The organism is Clostridium aromativorans (assembly GCF_020908015.1).
Taxonomy (GTDB): Bacteria; Bacillota; Clostridia; order Clostridiales; family Clostridiaceae; genus Clostridium_B; species Clostridium_B aromativorans.
On record NZ_JAJJPB010000001.1, the window covers coordinates 44273 to 63107 of the forward strand.

At 36.2% G+C, this 18835-nt stretch carries 17 protein-coding genes and 1 riboswitch; of the genes, 2 read left to right on the plus strand and 15 right to left on the minus strand.

Going from position 1 to position 18835, the window contains the following annotated elements; translation table 11 throughout:
• Positions 1-130 precede the first annotated feature (130 nt).
• Both LN736_RS00205 and pckA read right to left on the minus strand, forming a co-directional pair.
• Complete coding sequence (locus LN736_RS00205; protein WP_229980395.1) at positions 131-964, minus strand: undecaprenyl-diphosphate phosphatase; 834 nt, start codon at positions 962-964, stop codon at positions 131-133.
• Positions 965-1253: 289 nt separating this feature from the next.
• The gene (gene pckA, locus LN736_RS00210) at positions 1254-2840 is read right to left on the minus strand and encodes a phosphoenolpyruvate carboxykinase (ATP) (protein ID WP_150358327.1); all 1587 of its coding nucleotides are present in this window, start codon (positions 2838-2840) and stop codon (positions 1254-1256) included.
• A 347-nt stretch (positions 2841-3187) separates the two neighbouring features.
• On the opposite strand from pckA, the gene LN736_RS00215 reads away from it, so the two are divergent.
• Positions 3188-4537 (plus strand): MurT ligase domain-containing protein, encoded by a 1350-nt coding sequence (locus LN736_RS00215; RefSeq protein WP_229980743.1) that lies wholly within the window; start codon positions 3188-3190, stop codon positions 4535-4537.
• Between the two features lie 32 nt (positions 4538-4569).
• Positions 4570-5310, plus strand: a complete 741-nt coding sequence (locus LN736_RS00220; protein WP_150358044.1) for a type 1 glutamine amidotransferase — start codon at positions 4570-4572, stop codon at positions 5308-5310.
• An 88-nt stretch (positions 5311-5398) separates the two neighbouring features.
• Here LN736_RS00220 and LN736_RS00225 read toward each other — a convergent pair whose 3' ends face one another.
• The 13 genes from LN736_RS00225 to clpB all read right to left on the minus strand — a co-directional run bounded on the left by LN736_RS00225 (position 5399) and on the right by clpB (position 18833).
• Positions 5399-6316: a DMT family transporter gene (locus LN736_RS00225; protein WP_150358043.1), complete on the minus strand. Its 918-nt coding sequence runs from the start codon at positions 6314-6316 to the stop codon at positions 5399-5401.
• A 423-nt stretch (positions 6317-6739) separates the two neighbouring features.
• Positions 6740-7861, minus strand: a complete 1122-nt coding sequence (locus LN736_RS00230; RefSeq protein ID WP_179977895.1) for a sodium ion-translocating decarboxylase subunit beta — start codon at positions 7859-7861, stop codon at positions 6740-6742.
• Positions 7848-8009 (minus strand): hypothetical protein, encoded by a 162-nt coding sequence (locus LN736_RS00235; RefSeq protein ID WP_179977896.1) that lies wholly within the window; start codon positions 8007-8009, stop codon positions 7848-7850. Before LN736_RS00235 ends, LN736_RS00230 begins: the two co-directional genes overlap by 14 nt.
• A gap of 56 nt (positions 8010-8065) precedes the next feature.
• Complete coding sequence (locus tag LN736_RS00240; protein WP_179977897.1) at positions 8066-8479, minus strand: biotin/lipoyl-containing protein; 414 nt, start codon at positions 8477-8479, stop codon at positions 8066-8068.
• Between the two features lie 12 nt (positions 8480-8491).
• Positions 8492-8854 (minus strand): hypothetical protein, encoded by a 363-nt coding sequence (locus LN736_RS00245; RefSeq protein WP_150358040.1) that lies wholly within the window; start codon positions 8852-8854, stop codon positions 8492-8494.
• A 26-nt stretch (positions 8855-8880) separates the two neighbouring features.
• The gene (locus LN736_RS00250; protein WP_150358039.1) at positions 8881-10422 is read right to left on the minus strand and encodes an acyl-CoA carboxylase subunit beta; all 1542 of its coding nucleotides are present in this window, start codon (positions 10420-10422) and stop codon (positions 8881-8883) included.
• A 28-nt stretch (positions 10423-10450) separates the two neighbouring features.
• The gene (mce, locus tag LN736_RS00255) at positions 10451-10858 is read right to left on the minus strand and encodes a methylmalonyl-CoA epimerase (RefSeq protein WP_150358038.1); all 408 of its coding nucleotides are present in this window, start codon (positions 10856-10858) and stop codon (positions 10451-10453) included.
• Between the two features lies 1 nt (position 10859).
• Entirely contained in the window at positions 10860-11816 is a 957-nt protein-coding gene (gene meaB / locus LN736_RS00260) for a methylmalonyl Co-A mutase-associated GTPase MeaB (RefSeq protein ID WP_229980397.1), read from the minus strand.
• A gap of 17 nt (positions 11817-11833) precedes the next feature.
• Positions 11834-12232, minus strand: coding sequence for a cobalamin B12-binding domain-containing protein (locus LN736_RS00265; RefSeq protein ID WP_150358036.1), 399 nt, complete (start codon positions 12230-12232; stop codon positions 11834-11836).
• A gap of 27 nt (positions 12233-12259) precedes the next feature.
• Positions 12260-13924, minus strand: a complete 1665-nt coding sequence (locus tag LN736_RS00270) for an acyl-CoA mutase large subunit family protein (RefSeq protein ID WP_150358035.1) — start codon at positions 13922-13924, stop codon at positions 12260-12262.
• Positions 13925-13940: 16 nt separating this feature from the next.
• Complete coding sequence (locus LN736_RS00275) at positions 13941-15464, minus strand: acetyl-CoA hydrolase/transferase family protein (RefSeq protein WP_150358034.1); 1524 nt, start codon at positions 15462-15464, stop codon at positions 13941-13943.
• A gap of 212 nt (positions 15465-15676) precedes the next feature.
• Positions 15677-16009: a DUF3870 domain-containing protein gene (locus tag LN736_RS00280; protein WP_179977898.1), complete on the minus strand. Its 333-nt coding sequence runs from the start codon at positions 16007-16009 to the stop codon at positions 15677-15679.
• A gap of 42 nt (positions 16010-16051) precedes the next feature.
• Positions 16052-16227, minus strand: a riboswitch (cobalamin riboswitch).
• 11 nt (positions 16228-16238) lie between these two features.
• The gene (gene clpB, locus LN736_RS00285; RefSeq protein WP_150358032.1) at positions 16239-18833 is read right to left on the minus strand and encodes an ATP-dependent chaperone ClpB; all 2595 of its coding nucleotides are present in this window, start codon (positions 18831-18833) and stop codon (positions 16239-16241) included.
• Between the last annotated feature and the right edge of the window lie 2 nt (positions 18834-18835).

The window sequence follows — 18835 nt, forward strand, 5'->3', positions numbered from 1 at the left end:
AAATATTATTTAGAATTAAAAATAACATAAATCAACTCTCTTACAGGTTATTCGTGCAGCATATGATTCATACATATTTATTAATGAGACAATTTATATCTAACTTTACTTCAAATATATATGCTTAATTTTAAATACTTATAACTTTTGCAAAAGCTAGAACAAGTACTATTATTCCTATAAATATTCTGTATACGGCAAATACTCTCATAGGTTTTCTCTTCAAAAATCCTATGAACTTATCCACAACTACCAGTGCCACTAAAAATGAAATTACAAATCCTATGACAAGTCCAATTATCTGAATGGGGCTCATGGATATTTTAATTTTTATAAGAGACCATCCAGATGCCGCTATCATAGTTGGTATAGCCAGAAAAAAAGAGAATTCCGCTGCAGCTACATTGGTGAGCCCGTTTACCCAGCCTCCAATTATTGTAGATGCAGATCTTGACATTCCAGGCCACAATGACAAGCACTGAAAACATCCAATTTTAAATGCCTGTACAATATTTACATCCTCAATTCTTTTAATACTATTTCCCCTTCTATATTTATTCTCCATATATATCATGAGTACACCCCCAAATACAAGGGCACAGGAAACAGTAATCGGATTAAACAATCTTTCCTGAATAATATCATTAAGAAAGAATCCAGCAGCTGCAGAAGGTATAAAGGCAACCAATATACTGAACCAGAGTCTAAACCCCCATTTACCAGGTGCAAGGTTCTTAAGGGAATTAAATATCTTATTCCAATAAAGTACTACTATAGCCAATATCGCTCCAAGTTGGATTACAATCTCAAAGGTATCTATGTAAACTTTATTATAAGTAGGTGCTTTAAAATTTATTAAATTTCCTACTATTATCATATGTCCTGTAGACGATATGGGAAGAAATTCAGTTATTCCCTCTACTATTCCAATAATAACAGCTTTGATAATAAAGATTATTTCCATACATCATTACTTCCTTTCTTGGCAAATTAATTTATACACCGTATTTTATTTCAACTATATAAATTTAGAGATTTCCTGATAATTATCAAGTATTAACAGATATTTGTCAAGTATTAACAATTGCCATCTATAAATCTACATATCCTCTATTATAATTTTATTAGACATCCATGTCTACTCTTACATTTAACATAACGATTGCATATAAAAAAATTAACCGCCAACAGTAAATTACAATTTACTCCTGGTGGTTAAAATACTATTATAATACGAACAGACTTGTAAAATATTATATATGACTTAAAGATCTGATTTTTGGTCCAGCATTGATTATATTTTGTGAAATTCCATCAAATCTTTTAAAATTATTATAGAACTTTACAGATAATTCCTGTGCTTTGGAATCATAGGCTTTTTTATCTTCCCACATATTCCTTGGATTCAATATTTTATCTGGAACCCCAGGACATTGTGTAGGCATCATCACCTTAAACACAGGATGTTCTATAAAATTCACATTTCTAAGCTTACCCTCCAGAGCTGCTCTTACCATCGCCCTTGTATATGGCAGATCTATTCTGTTTCCAACTCCATATCCGCCACCTATCCAGCCTGTGTTCACCAAATACACTTCTGCATCATATTTATCTATTTTTTCACCTAGCAATTTAGCATAAACTATGGGATTCATCAACATAAAGGGTTCTCCAAAGCATGCTGAAAATGTTGTTTCAGGATCAGTTATACCTCTTTCCGTTCCCGATACTTTGCTGGTATAACCTGACATAAAATGATACATAGCTGCTTCCTTAGATAATTTGGATATAGGAGGCATTACTCCATAAGCATCTGCAGTTAAGAATATTACAGTCTGCGGATTACCCCCCACTCCGCTTTCCTCTATATTGTCTATATATTCAACAGGATATGCTGCTCGTGTATTTTCCGTATATCTATTGTCATTATAATCAGGAACTCTATATTCATCTGTCACTACATTTTCAAGAACAGTACCAAATTTTATGGCCTCATATATCTCATGTTCTTTTTGTCTATCAAGCCTTATAGTTTTGGCATAACATCCACCTTCAAAATTAAATACACCCTTATCGCACCATCCATGTTCATCGTCACCAATTAATTTTCTCTGACCATCTGCAGATAATGTGGTCTTTCCAGTTCCCGAAAGTCCGAAGAATAAAGAAGTTTTCCCATCTCCACCTACATTTGCCGAACAATGCATAGGCATGACTCCTTTTTGGGGTAATAGAAAATTCATTACCGAAAATACAGATTTTTTTATTTCACCGCAATAATGAGTTCCACCTATCAATATAATTTTTCTATCAAAATTGATAAGTATGAATGCTTCTGAATTAATTCCATCCTTTATACCCTCACCTTTAAATCCAGGTGCAGCTATAACATTGAATTCCGGCTGAAAGTTTTTTAGCTTATCAGGGCTCGGCCTTCTAAACATGTTGGTGCTGAATAACGCCTGTGATGCATTTTCACATATAACTTTTATAGGCATAGAATATTCCTCTAATGCCCCCACAAATCCATCAAATACAAATATATCTTTTCCCTTTAAATAATCTAGAACCTTTTCATATAATTTATCAAATACTTTCTCCTCTACAGGCAAATTTGAGTTTCCCCAGTTTATTTTGTCTTCTATACTTTTCTGTTTAACTATGAATCTATCCTTAGGAGATCTGCCTGTATATTTTCCCGTGTTAATTACCAATGCCCCCTTGTCGGATAAAAGCCCTTCACCTCTTTTAATTGAAAACTCTACCAACTGAGCCGGTGATAAATTTCTATACACATTTTTATATCCCTCAATATTCAAATATGTCAAGTCACCATTCATGTTCCTTCCCCCCAAACAATCTTATAATTATATATTATACTATTTATAGAAAAATGCAACAAAAAAATTATTAATTTTTTATTATCTATAGTTTTTGGATTAATGCTTGCAATAACATATTCTTCATTTATAATTAAATATTATTATGCTATTCTACTTTTATATATGATATATTATATCATGAATAATAAATTTCTTATTTGTGAATTATAAACTTCTATTTTCTAATATTTCTATCTTTTATATATAATTTATAAACCATTTTTTTTATTTTTATAATGTAAAAACCACTGTATTGTATTATAATATTTAGGAGTTAATTTGTATCAAGGAAGGTGGTGTGAAAAATTAATATAAAGTCTTTTTTTAGCATTGTTATTTCCAAAGCTATAATAAAATTATCAAAAATTTTATTTAAAGGTGGAAGTAATTTTCCTGGAAAAGTAGCATTAAAGTTAGATAAAAACATCTTAAAAGTCATATGCAAGAATTACAAAGTTATACTTATAACCGGTACAAATGGGAAAACCACTACTACAAGTATGATATACAACATATTAAAAGATGCTGGCAAGCGTGTGATAACCAATAGTACAGGAGCTAATATGATAACTGGAATAGTTTCTTGCTTTGTAGAAAATTATTCATTTAAAAAATGTTGTGAAACAAGTTATGCGGTTATAGAATGTGATGAAGCAAATGTATCTTTTTTTACGGACTATATAACTCCAGAGATTATAGCTGTTACCAATTTATTTAGAGATCAGCTGGATAGATATGGAGAAGTTTATACTACTTTGAACAAAATTCTTCAGGGTATTAAAAAAGCCCCTCTTTCAAATTTAGTCTTAAACGGTGATGAATCACTGCTTGGGGATTTGAACTTGCCTAACAGAACTATTTATTATGGATTTAACTGTTCCCCCACGGGGAACAGAAAAGTAGACGTCAATGCTGATGCTAAGTTCTGTAAGAAGTGCAAGAGCCCCTATGAATATAATTTTATCACATACAGCCATTTAGGTGATTATTATTGTAAAAACTGCGGCTATAAAAGACCTAACTTAGACTACATCCTAGAGAAGATAGAAATTCAAACCCCGGAGAAATCCTTAGTAGTGATAAATGGTGAAAAGTACTACATAAATCAACCAGGCGTATATAATATATATAATGCCCTATGTGCCTACTCTGTAACTAGGATTTGTGGAATCTCCACTTCTCATATATATAATTCATTTAAAGAACAGCAAAGTGCTTTTGGAAGACAGGAAAGCATAAACATAGGTACTAAAGAAGTAAAAATAATTTTGGTGAAAAATCCTGCTGGTTATGATCAGGCTATAAATACCATCAGTCTTGACAATAATACTTTTAATTTAGCGATACTTTTAAATGATAATTACGCTGATGGAAGAGATGTATCCTGGATATGGGATGTAAATTTTGAAAAATTGTCTTCTCTCAATATAGATAAAATAATGATATCGGGCATAAGACTCTATGATATGGCTGTTAGATTAAAAATTGCAGGACTGCCTGAAAAAAATTTTGTAATTTGTAAAACTTATGAAAAATTAGTTGAGGAAATAAAAAGCTGTAAATCAGATACTGTGTACATATTGGCTACTTATACAGCTATGATAGATTTAAGAAAATTTCTCAATTCTAAGGGCTATATTAAAAAGTTATGGTGATTTATTTAAACCAATGGGAGGTGTAGTATAAAATGGAACTTAACATATGCCATTTGTATCCCGATCTGTTAAATGTATATGGTGACTTGGGAAATATTCGTATTCTAAAATACAGAGCTCAGCAGAGAGGAATATCTGTAAATATATTCAACGTATCTTTAGGTGATACCTTTGATGATTCCAGTTACGATATAACTTTCTTCGGCGGCGGACAGGATTATGAACAGTCTATTGTATCAGAGGATTTAATTCAAAATAAAAAAGATGGCGTAATAAAATATATTAAAGGTGGAAAAGTATTTTTATCGATTTGCGGCGGTTATCAACTTTTAGGCAAATATTACTGTACTCCAGATGGCGAAAAACTTCCCGGTCTTGACGTGTTAAATATATATACAGAAGGTGGAAATAAAAGATTCATTGGGAATACGGTAATATACAATAAAAAGTTTAATGAAACCTATGTGGGTTTTGAAAATCATTCTGGAAGAACTTATATAAATGATCTGAAGCCTTTTGGGAAAGTTATCGTGGGATATGGAAACAATGGAGAAGATGGCTTGGAAGGATGCGTTTACAAGAATTGTCTATGCACTTATTTTCACGGCTCCCTCCTTTCCAAAAATCCTGAGTTAGCAGATAGGCTTATATACACAGCTCTTTCACAAAAATATAAAAATGTGAAATTAGAGCCATTAAATGATAAATTTGAAATAGCTGCTAAAAATTTTATAATAAAACGTGAAACTAAAAATAAGAAAGATCTTATTTAAAAAATAAGATCTTTCTTATTTTATATTTAGAGTCACCTGATTATTGATTACAATAATCTTCGCTGCTCTTTTAAGCTAAAATTATAATCTAGACTTTTTGGGCTGAACTGCCGCTTTCCTTTTTACTGGAGCTAATTTTAAAATAAGAACCAGCAATTATACATATTATACCTATGACCATATTCGTCTTTATACTCTCGCCCAGTATAAGTATGGCAAAAATAGTGGCAAGTGCAGGTTTTATTAAAAATACCATGGATGCAGTTATAGCTGATGTCTCCCTTATTGCACCCATATAGCATATATAGCCAACTGCCTTTATGAAAATACCCATATACAATAGCACCAGTATATTCTGCAGTGTTATTCCTGAAAAAATTGGTCTGCCGGTTACTATGAGAATAATCAACAGTGCCAGTACTCCAAAACTAAAACCAAAGAAATTGGAAACATATCCTCCGTATATAGCAACTCTCTTTTTGCTGTATACCGTATAGAAAGACCAGCTCACCGCAGAGCCAAGTGCAAAAAGCATACCTACGATATCCCTGGGGTTTCCAAGGCCGTTTATGATTTCTGACGGGTTGAGTATTATAACAGCTCCAGCCAGGGACACCAGCATGGATATGAGGGTTCCTTTTGTGATCTTTTCCTTTAACATGAAATATGCAAAGGGTATTGAGAATACCGCATTCAGACAATATAAAACCGCCGCAGTAGATGCCTTGGTATAAGTAACTGCAAACTGGAGCAGTACCATGGATACAGTAACTGCCGATATACCGCAGATTGCAAAATACCTTAAATCATCGGCTTTTATCTTCAATTTTTTAGCTTTAATATCTTTGGTAGCCAGAGGACACAGTATTATTGCACCTATCAAGAAGGCAATGAACATAACCTGAAATGGATCCATGTTGCCTGCCTGTGCCAGAATTCTTCCTGCAACTTCAGCCGTACTGTAGAAAATAGCAGTTAAAATAATAAATATATATCCCTTTTTCATTTTTAATCTCTCCCCAAATATATTGATAATAACCTCTTTCCGTTAATCTAATCCCGTATTGTGAATACTATATACCTCATGAAAATTGACAGTTATCACAGTTTAATATCATGAATATTCTTACTACTTTGGCTATTTAATTACAAAATCATCGCTGTCAATTTTTATTGTTGTATACGTTATAATTGTAATAAACGTATTTTAGTATTATATTATTAAAACGATTTCTATAAAGTCTGAATTATCATTTGATAAAAAATCTGTTATAATATAGATGTGTAACTGCACATTTTTTAGAAGTCTATGATTTTACGTTTTAAGAAATGACATTCTGTTAAGATCTTACTATTGTTTATGAATATAATTTTAATTGAAACCCGTACTATATTTTATATTTAATAAGTACGGGTACTAATATAAATTTTAATGGGGAATCAAAGTTATAAGTATTCCACCCGCTATGGCAGTTCCGAAGACACCTGCCAGATTAGGGCCCATGGCATGCATTATAAGGAAATTGTACTTATTCTCCTGAAGGGCCACATTGTGTGAAACTCTGGCCGCAATTGGAACTGAAGCTATACCTGCAGATCCGACAAGAGGATTTATCTTTCCATGGGATAACCTGCACAGGATCTTTCCTCCCCAGATACCTCCTGCAGTACCTGTCATAAAGGCTACAAGTCCAAGTACTATTATCTCAAGTGTTTTAACTGTAAGAAAAGTATCTGCTCCCATTCTTGAACCTATAGACAATGTCAGCATTATGGTAATTACATTCATAAATGAATTGCTGGCAGTTTTGGCAAGTCTGTCTACAACTCCACATTCCTTAAATAAATTTCCAAGCATCAGCATGGTTATAAGTGGTGCAATTGGAGGAAGCAATAAATCAATTATTACTGTTATAAGTATCGGGAAACAAATTTTTTCCCTTTTAGTTACTGTCCTTGACTGCTTCATCATTATATTTCTTTCCTCATGAGTTGTGAGCCATTTCATAATTGGCGGTTGTATAAGGGGCATAAGTGCCATATAGGAATAGGCAGCTACAGAGATCTGAGCCATCAAGTGAGGGGCCAGTGTCTGCGTAACATATATGGCCATGGGGCCGTCCGCTCCGCCTATTATTCCTATAGCACCCGATTCAGCCAATGTAAAGTGAAGTACCTTAGCTCCAATGATTGCTATAAATATTCCCACATGGGCAAATGCACCCAGTACCATGAGACTCGGGTTTGCAATCATGGGCCCAAAATCCGTCATGGCACCCACCCCAAGAAATATCAAAGGTGGAAAAACAACCTTTTGAACTCCCAGGTAAAAATAACTGAAAAGTCCGCCTGGTTTAATAAGTTCATTGCCAGGTATATTTGCAACTATGCATCCAAAACCTATTCCTACAAGTAAAAAAGGTTCATATTTTTTAACTATGGCAAGGTAAATGAACACTATACCCAGAATAATCAAAAATATATTTCCAATTGATAAGTTTATCAAAGACGTTGAATGCCACATTGAATTAAGTGCATTAAGTATTATCATGTTTTTCCCTCCCATGAGATTTCAGATGAATTTTATTAACCATTGGGAGTAATCTTAAAATCAAACCTATAACATACAGGAAAAAAAGCAGCAGTATCATATCTATTATGGAAATAAGAACTGCACCTGAAACAGAATCCGCTATCATCTTTCTACCTCCCTACTTCAAATTTAAACTATAATCAGATATTGCTAATAAAGGTGCTATTTCAATACTGCCAGAGTATCTCCTGTATTTACCGAGGTCCCTTTTGAAACTACTATCTGCGCTACAGTTCCACCTTTTGAAGCCCTTATCTCATTCTGCATTTTCATGGCTTCCAGTATAAAGAGGACATCATCCTTTTTAACTGTGTCTCCTTCTTTTATCTTTACATCCAGCACTGTTCCAGGCATAGGGCTTGTAACTGTCTCTCCGCCGCTTACTATTGCCGGGGTTTTTTTCGCAGGTGCGGCCTTTTCAGGCGCCGGTGCTGCTTTTGGTGCCGGTGCTGGTGCTGCTTTTGGTGCAGATGCTGGTGCTGCTGGAGCCTGATAAGTGCTGGACGAGCTTTCAGTTATTTCATCTACTTCAACTTCATATGATTTTCCATTCACAGTAATGTTAAATTTTCTCATAATTCATTCTCCTTACAAATTAGTCCCTTCATTTATTTTAGACATCTTGTTGCGATTAAATGTCTTCATCTGTTCCCGACGCCCTGCAGTAGTCCAGGGTGAAGCTGCTGGTGTTATTTTTTTTATAGCTCTTATAAATACGTGGGAAGTTGATGTTCCCATAACTGCTGCAGCTGCAGCAGTTATAACAGCTATCAGCTCTTCATTACCTTCCCCGCTATTCTTTTCTTCTACTAAAACTTTCCGTTCTTCAAATTTAGCTGTATTCTTGACTTCAGTATTGTTGTCTTTTGACGGATTATAGGGCGGGGGAGTTAACTTAAACAACAGCATCATACAAGCAACTGCAGCTATTAGAATCAATAAATCAGACATACAAAACCTCCTCTGCATACCTCTTTTTACACAGGTATATTGCCGTGTTTTTTGGGAGGGCTGCTTTCCCTCTTCTCCTTTAACATTTCAAATGCTGCTGCCAGCCTCTGCCTGGACTCTGACGGTACTATTATATCATCCACATATCCCCTCTTTGCCGCCATATAGGGATTTGCAAAATCATCCTTGTATTCCTGCACTCTCGCACGCCTTTCGGCTTCCGGATCAGCTGCAGCTTTGATCTGCTTTTTAAATACAATATTTGCTGCACCATCAGGTCCCATTACAGCTATTTCTGCTGATGGCCAAGCATACACTATGTCCGCTCCCAGATCCTTGCTGCACATTGCCAGATATGAGCCACCGTAAGCTTTCCTGACAATCATGGTTACCTTTGGAACAGTGGCTTCAGAATATGCATAGAGCAATTTAGCCCCATGTCTTATTATTCCATCGTGCTCCTGGTTTTTGCCGGGCAAGAATCCTGGTACATCAACTATATTTAAAATTGGAATATTGAAAGCATCACAAGTTCTTATAAATCTAGCTGCCTTATCTGAAGCATTTATATCAAGACATCCTGCCAGTACTTTAGGCTGATTGGCTATTATTCCTATGCTTTTTCCATTCATTCTTCCAAAACCTATTATGATATTCTGGGCATATCTTTCCTGTATTTCAAAAAAGCTGTTCTCGTCAACTACCCTGTTTATTATATCCTTCATGTTATAAGGTTTATTGGGATTGTCAGGAATTATAGAATCAAGTTCAGGAATAATTCTGTTTAAATCATCCTCTGCCTGAAATTCCGGAGCACTTTCCATATTATTTGAAGGCAAATAGGACAGTAGTTTTTTTACCTGATCCAGAGAAGTTTTTTCATCCGCAGCTTCAAAATGTGCAACTCCCGACTTTGTGCTGTGAGTTCCTGCACCGCCCAATTCCTCTACGGTTACATCTTCTCCTGTAACTGTCTTTAAGACCTTAGGACCTGTTATGAACATCTGACTGGTATTGTCAACCATGAATATAAAATCTGTAAGTGCTGGTGAATACACTGCTCCACCGGCACAAGGTCCCATTATCATGGATATCTGCGGTATTACACCAGATGCTTTTGTATTCCTGTAGAATATTCCACCATATCCTGCCAGTGCATCTACTCCCTCTTGAATCCTTGCTCCACCTGAATCGTTTATTCCTATTACAGGTGCTCCTGTCTTCACAGCAAGATCCATTATGTCACATATCTTTTTAGCATGCATTTCTCCAAGCGCCCCGCCTGTGGAAGTAAAGTCCTGTGCATATACATAAACAAGTCTTCCATCTATGGTACCGTATCCAGTTACTACACCTTCATCAGGTATTTCAACCTTTTCCATTCCAAAATTAGTACACCTGTGGCTTACAAATACTCCCACTTCGACAAAACTGCCTTCATCCAGCAGATATTCTATCCTCTCCCTGGCGAACATCTTTCCCTTTTTATGCTGTTTGTCAATTCTAGTCTGGCCTCCACCTTTTTCAATTTTCTTCTTATCCTCTATAAGTTTGTCAATCTTGCTCATATTCCTCTCTCCTTAATAGACAAAATTATTATTTCTGGCAGAGTTCCAAAAGTACACCATTTGTACTCTTTGGATGCACGAAAGCAATTTTTGCACCACCTGCACCATCCCTAGGTTTTTCATCTATGAGTCTCATGCCCTGTTTTTTAAGCTCTTCCAGAGCTGCCTCTACATCATCCACTCTAACTGCAATATGCTGTATTCCCTCTCTCTTTTTTGCAATAAACTTTGCTATGGGACTATCATCACTCGTAGGTTCCAGAAGTTCAAACTCACTCTCTCCAATAGGTACAAAAGCTGTTATTACTTTCTGAGATTTTACTTCTTCAGTTCCTTTGCATTTAAGTCCCAGAACGCCCTCATAAAATTTCAATGACTCCTCAATGCTCTTTACAGCAATTCCAACATGGTCTATTTTTTTCAAATCAATACTCATGTTATTTTTCATCTCCCATTTTAAAATTTTTATATAGTGTATCGGATGCAGTGTAAGGATCCATCTTTTTATTAAAGACGTCCTCCACAAGTCTTTTCAGCATGCCCGTTTTATAATCCAGTTTTAAAGCGGATCTTACCAGGTTGTTCTTCAATATAGAAATTATCTTGTCTTTCAACTTGGATTTTCTTCTCTCTTCCAGTACTCCCTCCGACGCCATACTGTCATAACATTCATCTATAGCTGAAAGCAATTTATCAATTCCAGTATTGTCTTTTGCAGTTATGTTCAGTACTGGAGGCAGCTTCCCCCCTTTGTCATTGAAGCTCAGCATGGCCTCTATCTCTGCTGCTGTACGCTGGGCACCTTCCTTATCAGACTTGTTGACTGCAAATATGTCTCCTATTTCCATTATTCCTGCTTTCATTGTCTGTATATCGTCTCCCAGGCCTGGAACCATTACCATAACTACGACATCGGCCACTTTGACTATATCCACTTCAGACTGTCCTACACCAACAGTTTCAATAAATATATAGTCCATGCCAAAAATGTCCAGAATATTTACAGTTCCATATACCGCATCAGAAAGTCCTCCCAGGGCCCCTCTTGTACCCATACTTCTTATAAATACCCCTTCATCGGTATTGAGATCATTCATTCTGACCCTGTCTCCAAGTATTGCTCCATGTGAAAAAGGACTCGTAGGATCAACAGCTATGATCCCGACCTTTTTGCCCTGTTTCCTGATAAGTTTTGCTATTTGATCTGTCACTGTACTCTTGCCAGCTCCTGGAGGGCCGGTTATTCCTATTACCCTGGCCTTCCCAGTTAGATGATATAGATCTTTCATAAGTTCAAGAGATCTGCTGTCCTCATTTTCCATCATGGTTATTAATTTTGCAGCAGCTCTTTTCCGACCGCCCATAATACCTCTTTTAATATCTTCAATATCCATCACATTCACCCTTTAGCTTAGTTCAACTTAACATTTTTTCTAATAAAGTCAACTGTGTCGGAGGTTTTTGTTCCCGGTGTAAAGATGGCTTTCACTCCTGCCTTCTTCAGCCCCGGTATATCCTCTTCAGGTATGACTCCACCTCCTATGACAAGAACATCTTCCGCACCCTTTTCTTTAAGCAGGTTTACTACCTTGGGAAACAGAGTATTGTGCGCCCCAGACAGTATGCTCATTGCAACACAGTCCACATCTTCCTGTACTGCTGCTTCTGCAATCTGATTTGGCGTCTGCCTCAGTCCCGTATATATAACTTCCATTCCGGCATCTCTGAGTGCCCTTGCTATTACTTTAGCTCCCCTGTCATGTCCGTCTAATCCCGGTTTTGCAACTAAAACTCTTATTGGTCTATCCATATCTAAAATCTCCCCTCACTTTTTAATTTATTTATATTCTCCAAATACTCCCCTAAGGACATCACATATTTCACCCAGGGTAGCATATTGTTTTACAGCGTCAATTATGAAAGGCATCAGGTTATCTCCCTTTTTAGCTGCATTTTCAAGTGAAGCAAGTTTTTCGCCTACAGCTTTTGAATCTCTTTCAGCCTTTAACTGTTTCAATTTTTCCTTCTGTTTTTCGCCTACGGAAAGATCTACTTTTAAAAGTCCCTTTGGAGGTTCTTCTTCTATCTGGAACTTATTCATTCCTACAACTATCTGTTCTCCTGACTCTACTTCCTTCTGGTACTCATAGGAACTATCTTCTATTTCCTTCTGTATATAACCTTTTTCAATTGCCTTTGCCGCTCCACCCAGTTCATCTATCTTATTTATATATTCCATTGCCTTTTTCTCTGTCTCATCCGTCAGAGCTTCTACATAATAGGAACCTGCCAGAGGATCTATAGTATCTGGTACTCCACTTTCACAAGCTATGATCTGCTGTGTTCTAAGTGCAACTCTTACCGAATCCTGGGTAGGAAGTGCCAGTGCTTCATCTTTCGAATTGGTGTGAAGGGACTGGGTTCCTCCAAGTACAGCTGAAAGTGCCTGAAGTGTAACTCTCACTACATTATTATCCGGCTGCTGTGCTGTAAGGGTACACCCTCCTGTCTGGGTATGGAATCTGAGCTTCAGGGATTTAGGATTATTTGCATGGAATCTCTCCTTCATGACTTTTGCCCATATTCTTCTTGCTGCCCTGAATTTTGCAACTTCCTGGAACAATCCATTGTTCGCATTGAAGAAGAATGACAATCTTGGTGCAAACTGGTCAACATCAAGACCCGCTTTTATAGCAGCTTCCACATAGGCAATTCCATCGGCAATTGTAAATGCAACTTCCTGCACAGCAGTAGAACCTGCCTCCCTTATGTGATACCCTGAAATGGATATTGTATTCCACTTTGGAAGGTTCTTGGAACAAAATTCGAATATATGGGTGATAAGTCCCATGGAAGGCTGAACCGGGAATATATACGTTCCCCTTGCCACATACTCTTTCAAAATATCATTTTGGATAGTACCCCTTAATTTTTCAGGAGTTACTCCCTGTTTTTCTGCTACAGCGATATACATTGCAAGCAGTATTGAAGCCGGAGCATTTATTGTCATGGATGTACTTACCTTGTCCAGTGGTATTCCATCGAAAAGAGTTTCCATATCTTTAAGTGAGTCTATGGCAACACCAACTTTACCGACTTCTCCCTCTGCCAATTCATGATCTGAATCGTAACCTATCTGCGTAGGTAAATCGAAAGCTACACTAAGTCCTGTCTGGCCCTGTGAAAGTAGATATTTATATCTCTTGTTTGATTCCTCTGCAGTAGCAAAACCTGCATACTGCCTCATTGTCCAGAGTTTACCTCTGTACATAGTAGGCTGAACGCCTCTTGTATAAGGGTATTCTCCTGGAAATGAAAGCTCTTCATTATAATCAATGCCTTGTACATCTTCCGGTGTATAAAGTCTTTTGACCTCTATGCCAGATGTGGTCTTAAAAGATTTCTTTCTTTCCGGAAATCTTCCAAGAGCTTTCCCAAGAGTTCCTTCTTCCCATTCTTTTTTCTTGGCTTTTACTTCATTAACTTTTTCTTCCTTAAACATTTTCTAACCCCTTTCTCTATACTTCTGGACTTGATTTATCAGTTTTAAATTTCATGCTGCCAGTTTCCTCAAATCTCTCATGCCATGACAGCGCCTCTTTAAGTAAAACCGGCGTATGAATATTTTTGCCTTGACTTGCCCTCTTAAAATAATCTTTAAGGAAAGGTCTATAATAAGGATGACTGCAGTTTTCTATTATGACTTTTGCCTTTTCCTTTGGTGACAATCCTCTTAAATCAGCTACTCCCTGTTCTGTAACTATTACATCTACATCATGTTCTGAATGATCACAGTGAGGCACCATTGGAACTATTGAGGATATTTCACCATTTTTAGCAATTGACTCTGTAGTGAATATGGATATATATGAACTCCTCGTAAAATCTCCTGAACCACCTATTCCATTCATCATTCTGGAACCCATTATCTGGCTTGAATTTACATTTCCATATATATCCGCTTCTATAGCTGTATTCATGGCTATTACTCCAAGCCTTCTGATCACTTCAGGATTGTTGCTTATTTCCTGAGGCCTCAATATAAGCTTCTTTCTGTATTCATCAATTTTTTTATAGAATTTTTTTTGTCCCTCCTCAGAGAAAGAGACAGATGTAGCTGAAGCCACTGAAATCTTGCCTTCATCCATGAGATTAAATACTGAATCCTGTGCAACTTCAGTATATACCTGCAGATCAGTAAATCTGGATTCTTTTAATCCTGCAAGTACTGCATTTGCAACAGAGCCAACTCCTGATTGAAGTGGAAGCAGATTTTCAGGAAGTCTTCCCTGTTTGACTTCATTTTCAAGAAAATCTATCAGATTTCCAGCCATTTTCCTGCTTGTTTCACTTATTGGTGCTACACTTCTAATATTATCTTTTATATCGCTGAAAACTATACACTTTATTTTTTTAGGATCTGTCACTATATAGTCTGTCCCTATCCTATCAGATGCATGAGTTATAGGTATTGGCTGTCTAAAAGGCGGCTTCTCTGGAACATATATATCATGTATTCCTATAAGTGAAGTGGGCTGAGTTTCGTTTATCTCCACAATTACAATATCTGCATTTTTAACATATGTAGGTGAATTCCCTACAGATGTAGTTGGTATTATATAACCCTCTTCAGTTATACCGACAGCTTCAACTATCGCCACATCGATTTTGCCCATAAAACCATAATCCACCATCTGTGGAGACATACTGAGATGTGCATCTACGTAATCGATTTTGCCTGCATTGATGGCATTTCTTACATCCTTGTGTGTCTGATATGGAAATCTCTTTTTAATTGCGCCGGCTCTGGCCAGTTCTCCATCCAGTTCATCCCCTACAGAGGCACCTGTGTACAAATTGATTTTAATTTTTTCACCATCTTTTACCCTCTTCGCCAGTGCTATGGGCACTGATTTAGGATAACCTGAAAACGTAAAACCACTGGTTCCGACAGTCATGCCGTCTTTGATAAGTTGGGCAGCATCGTTTGGTGTCCCTATACGTTTTAGAAGTTCTTTGTTTTTTATTCTATCCGTAATCATACTATCCCCTTCTTTATTAAATAATTAACATAATTATTATTTATTAAATTTTTTAATTTATGCTTTACACTCTCCTTTCTTTTTTGATCTAGGTATGTATAATAGAAAAACAAAAAACGGCATAAGTGCATTGAAAAATGTACTCATGCCGTTATTTTTATTAATTTTATATAAAGGTTTAGCCTTCATACCATAATAAAATGGCAATATTATTAACTTTTTTTCTTTACTTTCTTTACTATTATTTTATACCTTTCATAACAATTTATCAATACCGCTATAAAAGATTTTTTAGCCATTCCAAAATAATTATCTTCTATATCCGACACAATTTCTCGAATATCATTCAAATTTCTTCCTATTAACAATTCTTTGGCATATTTTTTTGCGGTGTCAGTGACAAAAGAACACTCTATATCCTGTATTTCTCCTGAATACCTATTTACAATAACTCCTATGACAACTTCTCCACCGTAAAGCTGACTTGCCGTTATCCCCTTCGGAAGCTTTGCATAGCCTGTAATAAATATATTATCCTTTTTCAAAAAACATACCCCCACAACATATATATCCCTTTCCTCCGAAGGAATCAACATATATATTAGGCAGGCTTCCTGGCTCAGATTCATCTTACTCCTTAGTCTTCCCAGACAATACATCCAGTGACATGATAAAGTTTCATCCTCCATACAGTAGCGGCGGACTGCAGTATTCAACTTTTCCTTTTACTTATTAAAATAACACCTAATTAAATATTTAATTTTAACAAATTTCCTATATTTTTTCTATTTCAAATTTGTCTTTATAATCCACTCTTATATTACAGCCTTCATAAATATCACCCTTGATTATTTTCTTGGCAATAGAAGTTTCAAGAACATTTTCCATGTACCTTTTCAAAGGTCTGGCTCCATAAACCGGATCGTATCCTTCTTTTGCTATAATATTTTTTGCCCTGTCAGTTATCTCTATATAAATGTTTTTATCTTTTAATCTATTTTCTATATCTTTTAGAAATATGTCTATTATAGATTTGATTTCCTCTGTATTCAATGGTTTAAACATTATTATATCGTCCAGTCTGTTTAAAAATTCCGGTTTAAACTTCAACTTCATGTCATTCATTACTCTGTCTCTTACATCTTTGTCTATTCCCACAGCACTTTTATTTTCCAGAAGATAGCTGCTTCCTATGTTGGAAGTCATAATTATAATGCAATTTTTAAAATCCACTACCTTGCCCTGATTATCTGTAAGTCTTCCATCATCCAATATCTGAAGAAATATATTAAATACATCGTTGTGTGCCTTTTCTATTTCATCAAATAATATTACACTATAGGGTTTTCTCCTAACTGCTTCCGTAAGCTGGCCTCCTTCTTCATAACCCACATATCCTGGAGGAGCCCCTATAAGCCTGGAAACAGAATACTTCTCCATATACTCCGACATATCTATTCTGATTATATTCTCCTCACTGTCAAATAAAGTCCTGGCAAGAGTTTTGGCCAGTTCCGTCTTACCTACACCTGTAGGTCCCAGAAATATAAATGAGCCTATGGGCCTCTTTGGATCCTTCATTCCTGCCCTTGCCCTTATTACAGCATCAGAAACCGCCTTAACAGCTTCCTCCTGACCTATGACTCTTTTTGAAAGTTCATCTTCCAGCTTAACAAGTTTTTGTCTTTCTCCCTCTACCAATCTGGATACAGGTATCCCCGTCCATTTGGATACTATTTGTGATATCTCCTCTTCTGTAACTTCCTCTTTTAGCATAGCACTTTCATTATTTTCTTTTATAAGATTCTCTTCAGCTTTTATTTTACTTTCCAGTTCAGGTATGACTCCATATTTTAATTCTGCAACTTTATTTAAATCATATTCTCGCTCTGCTTTATCAATCTGGCCTCTCGCGACATCCAGCTGCTTTTTTAAATTTCTCACTTCAGTTATATTGGACTTTTCTTTCTCATATTTAGCTGTCAGTTCATTATCCTTGTCTTTTAAATCATTCAGCTCTTTTTCCACTGTTTTAAGTCTTTCCACAGATGCATTGTCTTTTTCCTTGGATAATGCCTCTTTTTCAATCTTCAATTGAAATAATTTTCTTCTCACATCATCCATCTCAGTCGGCACACTGTCAATTTCAGTTCTTATCATGGCGCAGGCTTCATCAATTAGATCTATAGCCTTGTCTGGCAAATATCTATCCGTTATATACCTGCTGGAAAGTTTCGCCGCTGCCACTATGGCAGAGTCATGAATTCTTATGCCGTGGTATATTTCAAATTTTTCTTTAAGTCCCCTCAGTATGGAAATGGAATCTTCCACAGTCGGCTCATCTATTACAACCGGCTGGAATCTTCTCTCCAGTGCTTTATCCTTTTCTATATATTTCCTATACTCATCAAAAGTAGTGGCACCTATGCAGTGAAGCTCCCCTCTTGCAAGCATTGGTTTTATGAGATTTCCTGCATCCATGGACCCCTCCGTTTTTCCAGCTCCAACTATGGTATGAATTTCATCTATAAAAAGTATTATCTTTCCCTCACTTTTCTGTACCTCTTTTAATACAGCCTTTAATCTCTCCTCAAATTCACCTCTGAATTTAGCTCCTGCAATCAGTGCTCCCATATCAAGTGAAAATATTATCTTATCTCTAAGTCCCTCGGGTATATCGCCTCTTATAATCCTCTCTGCCAGTCCTTCCACTATGGCAGTTTTCCCAACCCCCGGTTCTCCTATGAGTACAGGATTATTCTTAGTTCTTCTCGAAAGTATTCTTACCACTCTTCTGATCTCGTCATCTCTACCTATAACAGGATCCAGTTTGTTCTTTTTCGCTTCTTCAATTAAATTTCTTCCATATTTAACCAAAGCCTCATAAGTTCCCTCCGGATCCTGGGTATCAACTCTTTGATTTCCTCTAACTTGAGACAGTGCTTCTAAAAAACCATTTTTCGTTATGTTAAATTTTTGCAATATTTCATCCACATCTCGAGAATGAATTTCCATAATACTCAACATTAAATGCTCTACACTTATATAGGAATCCTTAAAGTTCTTAGCTATACTCTCTGCCTTTACAAAAATATCTTCAAACCTCCTGGTAGCATAAAGAGAGCTGCTCTCTGCACCTTCTCCCAATACCTTCGGCATTTTATCCAGAACCTTCTTTGTTTCATTTACAAGAGATTTTACGTCTACAGACATCTTTCCGAATATATTTGGAATCAATCCATCTTTTTCAAATACCAGCGCTGAAAATAAATGAATTACATCTATTTGCTGATGATTATGTCTTACAGCTATAAGTTGTGCTTCATTTATTGACTGCTGGGCCTTTACTGTAAGCTTATTTATATCCATAA